We start from the raw sequence: 12,784 nt of genomic DNA, 5'->3' as shown, positions 1-12,784 counted from the left end.
TAACCGTATACAAACATCGTTAAAATAGTCATCCTATAAAATCGTTGCTTTTTAACAAACTTTCACACATTATAGCACGATGTTGAGAAAATGAAATATTTTTCATAAATTTAATTGATTTTTTAAATTATCAACGTATAATTATTCCTAATAAGTACGTTTATCTTCGTAAAAAGGAGGATTCTTATGAAGTGGCAATCTCAACTCACCGTCAATGATACGCAATACACGTATATTGACTTAGCGAAAATCACCCAAGACTTAGGGGCTGATTTATCTCGCTTGCCCTACTCCATTCGAGTTTTATTGGAAAGTGTTGCTCGTCATCAAGACGAGGAAATTACAGAGGATTATTTACCATTTTTAGCGAACTGGCAGGCAGAAACCCCTACTGGTGTCGTGCCATTCAAACCAGAGCGGGTCGTTTTGCAAGACTTTACTGGGGTACCCGCAGTCGTTGATTTGGCTGCCATGCGGGATGCGATGGTCGCTTTAGGCGGTGCCGCAGAAGACATCAATCCTGAGATCCCCGTCACACTCGTCGTCGACCACTCTGTGCAAGTCGATCAAGCCGGTACTCCTGGGGCGATCGCTTTTAATACGGAGCGGGAATTTGAACGCAATGCAGAACGCTATCAATTCTTGAAATGGGCGCAAGGTTCTTTCGACAATTTCGAAGTCGTACCGCCTGAAACAGGGATCATTCATCAAGTCAACATCGAATCGTTGTCTGATGTGATCTTGCAAAAAACACACGAAGATCAACGACTGCTGTTTCCTGATACATTGCAAGGAACCGATTCTCACACCACGATGATCAACGGCTTGGGGGTTCTCGGTTGGGGGGTTGGCGGTATTGAAGCGGAAGCTGCGATTCTTGGCGAACCTTCTTTCTTCCCTACGCCTGAAGTCATCGGGGTGAAATTTATCAACGAGATGCCTGCAGGTACCACCGCCACCGATTTAGCACTAAAAGTAACTGAAGTGCTGCGGATCGAAAAAGTGGTCGGAAAATTTGTCGAATACTTCGGTCCTGGCTATCGTCATTTAAGTTTAGCTGATCGAGCAACGTTAGCAAACATGGCTCCCGAATATGGTGCGACTTGCGGTTTTTGTCCGATTGATCAAGAGACCTTGAACTACTTAGCAACGACCGGTCGCTCCAGCGAGCTGATCGAACTCGTTGCCGCTTACGCCAAAGCCAACCATTTCTTTTATGATGAAGCGATCGTGCCAACCTATACTAAGACGATCACCATCGATCTAGCAGAAGTTCAGCCAGCATTAGCAGGCCCTAAGCGCCCGCAAGATCGGATTTTGCTTCCAGCAGTCCGTCAGGATTTTGAACAATCGGTCACGGCTGCCGTCGGTCCCAAGGGCTTTGGTCTTTCAGAGGACGAATGGCAAAAAGAAGCCAGCGTTACCTGGCCAGATGCTGCACCTGACAAATTAGTGACCGGCGATATCGTCTTGGCGGCGATCACTAGCTGTACGAATACGAGCAATCCCTTCGTCATGCTCTCGGCAGGCTTATTGGCTAAAAAAGCCATTGAAAAAGGTCTGACCGTCTCTCGTACGGTCAAAACCTCCCTTGCACCGGGCTCCCAGATCGTGACCACCTATTTGCAAAACAGTGGTTTGCTGCCGTATTTAGAGCAACTCGGCTTTTATTTGGTGGGCTACGGTTGTACCACCTGTATCGGAAATTCAGGTCCTTTAGAAGCGCAGGTCGCTGAAGCAATTGAGGCAGAAAATCTACTGGTGGCATCGGTTCTGTCAGGCAATCGAAATTTTGAAGGAAGAATCCATCCACAGATCAAAGCCAATTATTTGGCTTCACCTCCATTAGTTGTTGCCTATGCCATCGCTGGCAGCATTCGCAAAGATCTCACAAAAGAACCGTTAGCTATCGTCAATGACGAGCCGGTGTATTTGTCTGATATTTGGCCAAGCAATGAAGAAGTCAATGCTTACGTTCAAGAGTACGTCGGACCAGAAGCATTTCGCGCTGCCTATGAGCATCTTTTTGATGCCAATGAACGCTGGAATGCGATCGAAACCACCACGAGCGCATGTTATGAATGGGAGGAACAATCCACCTACATCGCTCATCCGCCCTACTTTGAAACATTGACCAAAGAGTTGCCTAAACCAGATGTCTTAGCTGATCTGAAAGTCTTGGCAAAATTGGGTGATTCCGTCACCACTGACCATATTTCTCCTGCTGGCAGCATCAGTATGGATTCTGCAGCTGGAAAATTTTTACAAGAAAAAGAAGTTCCGTATCGTGAATTCAACTCCTTTGGTTCGCGACGCGGTAATCATCAGATTATGATGCGGGGGACTTTCGGCAACATCCGTCTGCAAAACCAGCTAGTGCCTGGCAGTACTGGCAGTGTCACGCATTATTTTCCAACTGGGGAAACCCTGTCGATATTTGACGCAGCTATGAATTACCAAAAAGCTGGTCAAAGCTGTATCATTTTAGCTGGTAAAGATTATGGCATGGGTTCTTCTCGCGACTGGGCCGCCAAAGGAACACAATTGTTAGGCGTTAAAGTCGTCTTAGCAGAAAGCTTCGAACGAATCCATCGCAGCAACTTGGTCATGATGGGGATCATTCCGCTTGAATATCTTGCTGGTGAAAGTGCCGCATCGTTTGATTTGGACGGCAGCGAAACATTCTCGATCGCTTTGCCAGAAGAGCCAGTGGTCAAGCAGCTGATCGAAGTCACTGCGCAACGGATCGACGGAGGGACTGTCTCCTTTATGACCCGCCTGCGCTTTGATGCCCCTGCAGATATTCGCTATTGGAAGCATCAAGGAATTTTACCGATGGTCATTCGAAAAAAAGCTGAATTAGGAGGAACTGCCCATGCCTAACCAAACAACCCATGAAGCAACGACGATCACCATTCCTTACATTGCAGGAGACGGCATCGGTGCCGAGATTTGGCAGGCTGCGCAACCTGTGATTGATGCCGCTGTAAATAAAGCCTATGACAATCAACGCCGCATCGAATGGCTGGAAGTTTTAGCTGGAGAAGCCGCCTTTGAACAGACGGGGGAATGGTTGCCGCAAGCAACCATCGATACGATCAAGGCTCAACAATACGCCTTAAAAGGACCGTTGACTACCCCAATTGGCGAGGGCTTTCGCTCCTTGAATGTCACCTTGCGGCAAACGCTGGATCTTTATGCCTGTGTCAGACCTGTTCGCTATTTTACAGGGGTCCCTTCGCCTTTAAAGCAGCCAGAAAAAACCGATATGGTGATCTTTCGAGAAAATACTGAAGATGTTTATGCTGGTATCGAATTTGCCAAAGACGACGACGCAACGCAGCGTCTGATCCAGACATTGCAAGCAGACTTTGCTGTCAAGGCGATTCGTTTTCCTAAAACTGCCGCTATCGGCATCAAGCCGATCTCTTTAGAAGGCAGTCAGCGCTTGATCGCTGCTGCCATTGAGTATGCGATCGCTCAAAAGCGGCCCACGGTGACACTGGTGCATAAAGGCAATATCATGAAATTTACAGAAGGCGGCTTTAAAAACTGGGGCTATCAGCTTGCAGAGACCACATACGCCGACCAGTGTTTTACAATGAATCAATACAACAAAATCAAAGCAGAAAACGGCTCAAAGGCAGCCGAAGCCGCCCTTGCCTCGGCAAAAGCGGCTGGGAAAATCGTTGTTAACGACGTGATCGCAGACAACTTTTTACAACAGATCCTTTTGTATCCAGAAAAATTCGACGTCATTGCCACTTGTAATTTGAACGGCGACTACATTTCTGATGCACTTGCTGCACAAGTCGGCGGCATCGGGATCGCCCCCGGTGCCAATATCAACTACACTACTGGGGCAGCCATCTTTGAAGCTACCCACGGAACAGCACCGGATATCGCAGGACTTGGCAAAGCCAATCCCTGTTCGCTGCTGCTGTCAGCGTGCATGCTTTTAGAACATTTGAACTGGCCAGAAGCAGCTCAAATCCTAACACAAGCCATTGAACAAGCCTTGCAAAGTCAACACGTCACTGCCGACTTCGCGCAGTTGATGCCAGAAGCGGTCTGTTTAACGACACAAGCGTTTGGTGAACACCTCCTTCAGTTGATCCATTCGTAAACTCAAGCTGTGATTGAGTCGGCATTTGCCTGCTCAATCACAGCTTGATTGCGTTTTCACCTTTTGAGAAACTATACTTAGAGCATGAAAGGGGGAATTCATTTATGAGTGAATTCAACATGAGAAAAATCGGTCAGCAGATCGCTGCCAAACGCAAAGAAAAAAATCTGACCCAAAGCAACTTGGCCGACCAGTTACTTGTCAGCTATCAGGCGGTCAGTAATTGGGAGCGGGGCAACTCACTGCCGGACATTGAAAAATTGCCGCAGCTAGCAGCGATTTTAGACCAATCCATCGATGAGCTGTTAGGGAAGCCAGCAGCTGCGGTGCAACATTATCAAGCAGGAACCGCACAGCCAGAAGAAATCGCCGAACTAGCTCCGCTGATCAAACCACAAGAATTGTCAGCGTTGATTCAAGAAGAACCGTTTCAAGAAACTTCTTTAGATTTAGACTTATTGCCTAGGCTAGCACCTCATTTGACCAGCGCAGACTTGCAGCACCTGCTAAATGGTGCCGAGAATATCCCAGAAGAGGTACTGGAAGAACTCCTGCCTTTTTTGAAAAAGCCCCAAGTAGAAGAGCTCCTGAAAGGTAAGCACTATTCCATGGCTTTTTGGGAAGAGGCGGCGCCCTTTTTACCCCCCAACTTTTTGGCGGGAGAAATCAAAGGCTGGCTTGAAAATCCTGACTTCCGCTTTTCTGAGATTGAAGAACTGCTGCCCTTTTTACCTGCGCCGTATCTGGATGAACTCCTGCTGACCGCCCTGGAACAGCCAAACGTTGCCGCAGCAGAACGCTTGGCTTATGATGAAATCGAAGAACTGCTGCCGTTTCTGACAGAAGCAACGATCTGCCGGCTCGTTCAAGCACTGCCCTTCTCAACAGATGAGCTGGAAGAGATCGCCCCTTTCCTCTCCTCAAAGAACTTGATTGTCCTTTTTAAAAAAGGACACTAAAAAAACAAGATTCTTCTTTACTTTTGGTAAACCACCGTTTATAATTTCGTTAACCAAATAAATTAATTTCAGGTTAACGAAATTATTATTAGAGAGAAGGATTCGATGAAATTATCATTACGTGAACAAATCCATGCCGCTTTATTTGCGATCATTATTGCTGGTCTTTCCCAACTGACGATTCCATTAGGTTTGATCCCATTGACAGGACAAACCTTTGCGATCGGGCTGGCGGTGACTTTCCTCGGCACGCGAACTGGAACGATGGCGATCGTCATCTACTTGCTGTTAGGATTGATCGGTTTGCCCGTTTTCGCTGGTTTTTCCAGCGGTGTCGGTGTTTTGTTAGGACCAACTGGCGGCTATTTAGTTGGCTTCCTCTTTAATGGATTGCTTACTGGATTGATCGTAGAAAAAAGAGCGTTTCACTACACAGGAGCAGTGATCGGCAATATTGTCGGTGCGCTGGCAACTTTGTTGTTTGGTACATTATGGCTGAAATGGAGCACGGGCATGGCATGGCCGGCTGCCTTTAACGGTGGCTTTGTTCTGTTTATTATCCCTGGGATCATCAAAGCCGTTGCCGCAGCTTATCTAGGTATCTTTTTAAGAAACCGCTTGGCGCAACCATTGGCTTTACGTTAATAAAAACACTCGCGTCATATGCAGCGATTCCCATCAGTTAGATTCTTCGTCTAACTTCTGGAAATCGCCGCATCACGCGAGTGTTCTTTTTTATTTCTCACCCTCTTCAATCGAGAGCTGCGGCCAAATTTTCTGCCACTGCTTCATCGCTTGGCGTTGTCGATAAACCGCAAGATACTGTTCATTTTGGGCAAAATGCGGTGTTGGACGCACCCGAAAACTGCAAATATCCTGCCAACCAAAAGGCGCCATCAATTCAAGCTTGCCTTGATTCATTCGTGCCGCTACCGCTGTACAACGCTCTGGAAACTTCGTTAAAGCATCGAAGGTACTTGTATAAGGCGGCTCCTCGGCAAAATTATGTTGGTGCATCAACGCTTGGTTTCGAACCTCCCAAGGAAATTCGGGAAACGAGCGGCGCAGTTGCGCTTCGATCGCTGCTGTTTCTTCTATGCTTACAGTCGGATCATAAAACACGACATCAATATCGGTTATTGGCACCTCCGCTATTTTTCCACTGAGAAACCCCCATAAATAATTCCGCAGGTACCCAGCACACAGCCAGCAATCCGACAGCTGCAACGCTTCAATGATCGTAAGCAGTTGTCGACATTCACGATTTTTTGCAAACAAGTTCTGGATCGCTTGTTCCTTCATTGGCGTCCTCCTCTAATGGGCTCAGGCTAGTTATTTCAAGGTCCAACCACCGTCGATGGGCACGATCGCCCCCTGCAAGTAACTAGCTTGCGGACTGGCAAGAAAAAGAGTCAGCGCTGCAACTTCTTCTGGTTGCGCCCAACGCTTGACCGGCGTCTCCTCTGCTACCCATTGCGCCATTTTCCCGTCACCGGCAAAATCAGCCGCATTCATCGGCGTTTGAATCGCACCGGGCGCGATGCCCTTCACCGAGATCCCTTGATCTGCAACATCCAATGCCAACTGCTTGGTAAACCCGACGATCGCGTGTTTTGCGGTTGTATAGGCGATCCCGCCCCCACCTGCGACCATTCCAGCGATGGACGCCATATTGATGATCGTTCCGCCGCCATTGGCTTGCATCAGCGGCAAAATTTCTTTCGTTAAATAAAACATGCTGGAGACATTGGTTTGAAATATCTCCTCCCACTCCATTGACGTCGTCTCAGCGATCGTACGATAGCCGTCAAGCTTTCCTGCTGTATTTAACAAGACCGTGATACCGCCAAAGTGCGTCACACAAGCTTGGACCGCTGCAAGACAATTTTCTTTCACCGCTAAGTCACAACATGTGCCGAAAAAGCGGGGCTGGGCTAAAAGCGAATCAGGAAACGATTGGCAGTCAACACCAAATACTTGAGCGCCTTCTGCAAGAAACGCCTCTGCTTGCGCTTTACCGATGCCTGAAGCAGCCCCTGTGACAAACACAATCGTTTTGCCATCGATCCACGCTGCCGTCATTCCACGATTTTCCAATCTTCCGCAAGAATGTCGCAAACAGTCGGTGCGAAACTCGAGAATCCCTCATCTGCTGTTTTGATCAAAAAGTAAGGGGTGACTGGGGCATTGTCGTAGACTTCGCCTTCAACGAATGTCACATAAAGTTCAAAGCCGCCCCAACCTTCACGAATGATTTTTTTGCCGGCTTTTAATTCTGGTAAGATTTCTTCAAATGTCATGATTTTTCTCCTTTGCGTGTTTCTTCTAATGGTTTAAATTGCTTGGAAATTCAATCACGAAAACAAGCAGGACTCGTTTGCTGCGCTAATACGGCAGCAGCGTGATCGCTTGCGCCAATTCCTCTAAAAGATGCGCCGTTTTATAGTCCTCAAATGCCTCATGATGGTTTCGCAGCAACGTCCGAACTTTCGTTGGAGAATATGCTTCTGCTAAGTGATTTTCCAAAACGAAGCGTCGGGTCAACTGCCATTCATAATAGTAGCCGAAGGGACGGCAATAGTAGCTGGTTCCCGCAAGTTCTTTTTTCTCAAAGCGTCGATGGGTATGCCCAAAGACGACTGCCCGCACATTGGCGTACTGATCGATCACTGCGCCAAAATCAGGCGACCCCAAAAAAGCATTTAGGTGGTTCCAGCGGGCGTACTTGCCGGTCTGCCGCACAATAAACGCTTCTTGGGGCACAAAATGCGTAGAAAGAAGAATTTCTTGGTCTTGCGGCAAATGGGCCAATGTTTCCGCTAAACGCTCATTGATGGCTTGGCTGATCTCCTTATCCGATCCCTTTCGTTGAATCATGCGGTCATACCAAAACAAATTTTTCAGCCGCAAGATCTCAGCTTCACTGGTCAGATCAGAATATTGGTAGTCATACCAGCCATTGATTCCCAACAGCTGTGTTTTTTCTGATAAGCGATACGTCTGAAAATTAAGAAAGGCGGGATCATCGAAAGCCTCGATCTCTTGTTCCGTCAAGTCCACCATTTCATGATTGCCCCAGTGAAAGGTCGTTGGCACCTGTCGACTTTGAAAAAATGCGACCACGTCTAATAGCCGTTGTTTTTTATTCGCCACATCTCCTGCCAGATGCAGATGGGTCACCTGATTTTGCTGCAAATAATCAGCGATCAGCTGCAGATGGGGATCAAATAATTGGTTGATATCGACGTGCAAGTCGCTAATAACCGCCAGCGTGCCCATCTCAGCGGCCCGCCGTCTGCTTTTCGATCCGTAACAATTGGACATCGTTAGCTAAGATCCCGCTATTTCCCACCAATTGCAACCGTTGATAGGTCGGTTCCACCTGCATCCGAGTCTGTTCTTCTAAATACACCTGAGCCCCTTGCTTCAACCAAATCGTGCCTAAGGGTGTCGTTAAAGGGGTGTCGTAGATCGCCAATCCTTCTTCTGGATAGCTTTGCGGCACGATGATCAGGCGAAAATGGATGTCCAAACGGCAGGTGATCTCCGTTGCAGGAAACGGACCGACGCCGTCTTCAAAATCCAAATAGAGACGATCATCTGGCTGCACATAAGGGGTTATTTTTTCAATTGCTGCTGGCTCAATGTTCAGTTCCATGACGAGAGCCCTCCTTTACATGATACGTTTTTTCCATTCCTCCAGGGTGATGCCGCGCGTGACTTCATCGATGATTTCTTCACCCGATTTGCGGGCAGCTGGGATCGTTGCTTCCAATTTCATCCCAATTTTCTCCATGACCCGTCCAGACTTGGGATTTCGGGCATCATGTCGAGCAAAAATTCGAATCAATTCGAGTGTTTCAAAACCGAAATGCAGCAATGCCATTGCCGCTTCTGGCATGATCCCTTGCCCCCAATAATCGCGACTTAATGTATAACCGAGTTCAGCGATCTCTTTTTCTGATTCTACCCGCAAATCGATGGTCCCGATCATTTTTCCTGAGTCTTTTTCTTCGATCGCAAATTTTCCTAAGGGTGCAGCAACAAAATACTCGGCGATGCGCAGTTTTGTTTCTTCAACCGACCCATGTCTAGCAAAGACGAAGGTCGTCGTTTCTTCATCATTTGCATAGGCAAACATGTCCGCTGCATCTGCCAAGGAAACAGGACGCAAGAGCAGCCTCGGTGTCTCCAACCGTTGATTTTCTGCTAACAATAGCAAATGTCGTTCTTTTGTTGTCATAGGATCCCTACTTTCTGTCAATACTCTCTCACGATCGCACCCCTCTTTTGCTATTTGCTGGATATGCTATAATAAGCATAAGTAAACGCTTTGAGGAGGATACTTCAATGTCAGACGAATTAGAAAAACGCCTTGATACAGGAATGTATGGGACGCCTCGCGTCAACCCAGATGAACAGCGCAAGTATTTAGGCACGTTTCGTGAACGGTGTTATCTTAGTATGACAGTAACAGAAATGAAGAAGAAGGACAACCAGAAAACGCTCTTGAACGCCTTACCAGATTATCAAGGAGCGCTCGTGCTGCTTAATGGAAAATTGCCAGAATCGATCCAGACCGATTACATCACTTTACTGACCAAGCAACAGATGGAATTTCGGATCGTCTCCGATGCCCAAGATGCCGGTCCAGACAGTATCGGCTTGCTGATTGCTGGGAAAGAAGCCGTCAATGAAGACGTCATCGATATCGAAAAAAAATTCCCTGCAGCTGCTGCTCCATCGGATAAAGAGCAGGAACAACCAGAGAAAACGTCATTTTGGAAACGTCTTTTCCATTAAAAGGAGGAACTATCATGGAACAATCAACACCGCCCTACCTTTCATTAAAGAAAGAACTGCTTGATGCTTTGGATCTGCATATCGATTTGTTAAAAACGGCACCCACGATCGAATCCAGCCATCTAGATGGCGTATTGTTCATGATGCGCAGCTTGGGTTTTATGCTGGATCGCGCTCCGAAAGTACTCCTGCTGGAGGATAAGAATGAAATGAACTTTATGATGTTTCAATATTATAGCCTCCTGTCGGAACTGAAGTACAATCTGGTTTTAAACTTTCCCTACGCCTCGATTCAAGGCGTACCGTTATTAACCTTGATCCAACGTTTTCCTACCACGTATGAAAAAGAAATGAAACAATGGTGGGAAGCCCGAACGGGTCTCAAGGTGGAAGAAACAAAACAAACGATTGAGATCGCTGCTTTTGAATCCTAATAAAAAGAACTGCACACTTTGAAAGGAACTCTCCTTCCAAAGTGTGCAGTTCTTTGCTTTTTGTACTTCCATCAGCTCTCGAAAACTTCAGGGAACAACAGGCGTAAAACAGACATAGTTAAGCGTCGGCCTTTCCCGCTGTATGGATAAACGTGCATATGCATCGCTGGGTTGAAATTGGCTTCAATGATTCCATAAGCCCCCGGTTCATTGGCTGGCTTGGTTTTATCTGGAATAATCAGATCGATTCCGCTGATAGATGCTTGTAATGCGGCTACCGCATCGACTGCTACTTGTTTGTAATCATCGTTGAAGTCATCCGTCACATCGATAGAATCACCGCCAGTACTGATATTCGAGTTTTCTCGCAAATAAACGATCTGCCCCTCTTCGGGTACTGAATCCACTTGATACCCTTGCTCTTTTAACATCAGTTGTTCCAGTTCCCCTAATTGGATCAGCTCTAATGGGGTCCGATGATGGGTGCCGCGCAATGGATCGAGATTTTTCTCTGCGACGAGTTCCGTGATCGTGCGCTTGCCGTCACCCACGACATTGGCAGGGATACGTAGTAAAATCGCATCGACTCGCCCATCGATCACGAAGAACCGATATTCCGTCCCTGACAAAAAAGTCTCAACGAGGATCGAATCATCTTCCGCAAAGGCAATGGCGACCGCCGCTTGATAATCCGCTAAAGAGGCACCTTCTTTGAAAATCGAGATACCGATCCCATAGTTGGTGGTTTTTGGTTTTACCACAAACCCGCTGTGGGCAATCTGAGGATAAAACGCGATCGCTTCTTCTGCCGAAGCGAACTCAGCGCCACTTGGTACATGAAAGCCATTTTCGGCTAAGATTTTTTTAGTGACCGTTTTATTCGCCATGATCAATGGGACGATGTACTGATCCTTACTGGTCATATTGGCATTTTTAACATATTCGATGTGGTCTTTCACGGCTAATTTCAAGAATTGATCCGTTTCATCCAGTACCGTCACTTCGATTCCTTTTTGGATCGCATCGAACAAGAGAATCTGGGTCGACAATTCCATTGCTCGAAAGCCAGCTAATTGATACGGTTTTTCCCAAGCAGCTTGATGATACTTTTGTCCCAGCACTGTTGCTGTCTGGGCTTGACTGGTTGCTTGACTTGCTGAGAAAAGACGTCCCGCGAAGGTTCTTTCTGGTTCAGCCAGCATTTCTGAGAGCTGATCCAAAAATGGTGGATGCGGCAGCTCAAGGGCTTGGGCAAAGTCCATCATTTCAGTAATCAGCGCTTGCGCTTCTTGCTGATAAGTCAAAGGTGCAAGCGGATGTTCTAATGCGACCTGATCATTTTTCTGATTGCCCTCTTCGATCCACGCATCCGCATCGCTGCCTTCTTCTTTTGTACTTAAAAACAATAAGAAGAAATGCAAGAATGCGACTTGCTCTTTGGAAATCCCATAGCGGGCAAAGGGATCGATGTCAATATTTCTTAACTCAATATAACGGATACCCGCTGAGGCTAAATCTGCGACCCGTTTTCCCCCACGTAGACGCACTGGCGCATAAAATTCTTTTTCTTCTGAAAGCTTTCCCGTCTCCACTAATTTGGCAATATCTGCAAGATAGGTCTCTAACGAAGCGTAAGATACCTTGACGTCTTCGTGATTCGTGTACCCATAGCGGCTATTGCGAATACTACGGACTGGTTCTTGCGGTCCGTTTTCTGTCGTAAAATAATTGGCTTCTGAAGCAGGAGTCGCCCCAAAGAAATACGTCAAAAACCAGCGATAGTGCAAATAATTGCGAGTTACTTTCAAATAAAGTGCCGTTTTAAACGTCTGGAAGCTTTCCTTCGTTTCAGACAAAGCATACAGCTGCTGCAAAAAGTCTTCCGCAAATTCGAAATTGAAATGAATCCCACTGACCATTTGCTTGCGGCGACCATATGTTTTGGCTAAATAGCGGCGGTAGAGCACATCTTCAAATTGGTCTAATTTAGCAATGACGATGTCTTCTTCTTTTTCTGGTAAAGCCGGTGGCATACTCAATGGCCAGAGCATTTCTTCTGCTGACATCGAACGATACACCACATCATGAATAGCCCCTAAAAAACGGAACAATTCATCCACGGAATCAGCAACGGGCGTAATCAGTTCCAGTTGGTTTTCGGAAAAATCCGTTTGGATATACGGATGGAAGCGTCGATTGCCTAACGTTTTAGGATGATCGGTACCTGCAAACGTCCCATCGAGCCGCACCCGCTGCGCTTCACGCTCAATCCCGTAGCGTCCTTTCAATAAATAGGGAAAAAGCTCTTTATGTGATAACAATGTTTTTATTTTCATTCGACTGCCCTCTATGTTCTTCTACTAAATTTTTTCTCAAATGCTATTTCTTTCCATCTATTATAGTGAAAACTGGTGAAAAATGCAGAAATTTGCTCCTCACTTGTAATATCTCTTACTAAAATT

13 protein-coding genes are annotated in these 12,784 nt (G+C 46.7%); 6 read left to right on the top strand and 7 right to left on the bottom strand.

Annotation, left to right across the window (positions count from 1 at the left end; translation table 11 throughout):
- Positions 1-186 precede the first annotated feature (186 nt).
- From acnA to IGI73_RS01535, 4 genes are all read left to right on the top strand, one after another.
- Positions 187-2,883, top strand: coding sequence for an aconitate hydratase AcnA (gene acnA, locus IGI73_RS01550; RefSeq protein WP_413157028.1), 2,697 nt, complete (start codon positions 187-189; stop codon positions 2,881-2,883).
- Positions 2,876-4,126, top strand: coding sequence for an NADP-dependent isocitrate dehydrogenase (icd, locus tag IGI73_RS01545; RefSeq protein ID WP_428206909.1), 1,251 nt, complete (start codon positions 2,876-2,878; stop codon positions 4,124-4,126). The genes acnA and icd overlap by 8 nt, the downstream gene beginning before the upstream one ends.
- 104 nt (positions 4,127-4,230) lie before the next feature.
- A complete protein-coding gene (locus IGI73_RS01540) occupies positions 4,231-5,085 on the top strand; it encodes a helix-turn-helix domain-containing protein (protein WP_428206910.1) in 855 nt (284 codons plus the stop codon).
- Between the two features lie 105 nt (positions 5,086-5,190).
- On the top strand, positions 5,191-5,730 hold the full coding sequence (locus tag IGI73_RS01535; RefSeq protein WP_428206911.1) for a biotin transporter BioY: 540 nt from the start codon (positions 5,191-5,193) through the stop codon (positions 5,728-5,730).
- Positions 5,731-5,820: 90 nt separating this feature from the next.
- Here the strand turns inward: IGI73_RS01535 and IGI73_RS01530 are convergent, their stop codons facing one another.
- The 6 genes from IGI73_RS01530 to IGI73_RS01505 form a co-directional block, all read right to left on the bottom strand.
- Positions 5,821-6,387, bottom strand: a complete 567-nt coding sequence (locus IGI73_RS01530; RefSeq protein ID WP_159161093.1) for a nucleotidyltransferase family protein — start codon at positions 6,385-6,387, stop codon at positions 5,821-5,823.
- Positions 6,388-6,417: 30 nt separating this feature from the next.
- Complete coding sequence (locus tag IGI73_RS01525) at positions 6,418-7,167, bottom strand: 3-oxoacyl-ACP reductase (RefSeq protein ID WP_151195761.1); 750 nt, start codon at positions 7,165-7,167, stop codon at positions 6,418-6,420.
- Positions 7,164-7,385 (bottom strand): DUF2829 domain-containing protein, encoded by a 222-nt coding sequence (locus tag IGI73_RS01520; protein ID WP_005227147.1) that lies wholly within the window; start codon positions 7,383-7,385, stop codon positions 7,164-7,166. The genes IGI73_RS01525 and IGI73_RS01520 overlap by 4 nt, the downstream gene beginning before the upstream one ends.
- 85 nt (positions 7,386-7,470) lie before the next feature.
- Positions 7,471-8,364 (bottom strand): metallophosphoesterase, encoded by an 894-nt coding sequence (locus tag IGI73_RS01515; protein ID WP_151195762.1) that lies wholly within the window; start codon positions 8,362-8,364, stop codon positions 7,471-7,473.
- A 1-nt stretch (position 8,365) separates the two neighbouring features.
- Positions 8,366-8,743, bottom strand: a complete 378-nt coding sequence (locus IGI73_RS01510; RefSeq protein ID WP_005227145.1) for an iron-sulfur cluster biosynthesis family protein — start codon at positions 8,741-8,743, stop codon at positions 8,366-8,368.
- Positions 8,744-8,758: 15 nt separating this feature from the next.
- Complete coding sequence (locus IGI73_RS01505) at positions 8,759-9,328, bottom strand: GNAT family N-acetyltransferase (RefSeq protein WP_005227144.1); 570 nt, start codon at positions 9,326-9,328, stop codon at positions 8,759-8,761.
- 107 nt (positions 9,329-9,435) lie between these two features.
- Between IGI73_RS01505 and IGI73_RS01500 the strand changes: the two genes are divergently transcribed.
- Both IGI73_RS01500 and IGI73_RS01495 read left to right on the top strand, forming a co-directional pair.
- Positions 9,436-9,888 carry a YueI family protein gene (locus IGI73_RS01500; RefSeq protein ID WP_010748630.1) on the top strand — a complete coding sequence of 151 codons (453 nt, stop codon included), beginning with the start codon at positions 9,436-9,438 and terminating at the stop codon, positions 9,886-9,888.
- Positions 9,889-9,902: 14 nt separating this feature from the next.
- Positions 9,903-10,322: a hypothetical protein gene (locus IGI73_RS01495; protein WP_005227142.1), complete on the top strand. Its 420-nt coding sequence runs from the start codon at positions 9,903-9,905 to the stop codon at positions 10,320-10,322.
- 71 nt (positions 10,323-10,393) lie between these two features.
- Here the strand turns inward: IGI73_RS01495 and gshAB are convergent, their stop codons facing one another.
- The gene (gshAB, locus tag IGI73_RS01490) at positions 10,394-12,658 is read right to left on the bottom strand and encodes a bifunctional glutamate--cysteine ligase GshA/glutathione synthetase GshB (RefSeq protein ID WP_428206912.1); all 2,265 of its coding nucleotides are present in this window, start codon (positions 12,656-12,658) and stop codon (positions 10,394-10,396) included.
- Positions 12,659-12,784 lie beyond the last annotated feature (126 nt).

Origin of the sequence: Enterococcus sp. DIV0755f, assembly GCF_051713725.1 — a bacterium.
GTDB lineage: Bacteria > Bacillota > Bacilli > Lactobacillales > Enterococcaceae > Enterococcus_D > Enterococcus_D casseliflavus.
The sequence above is the reverse complement of the archived record's forward strand: the minus strand, read 5'-3'. Positions and strand labels throughout refer to the sequence as shown.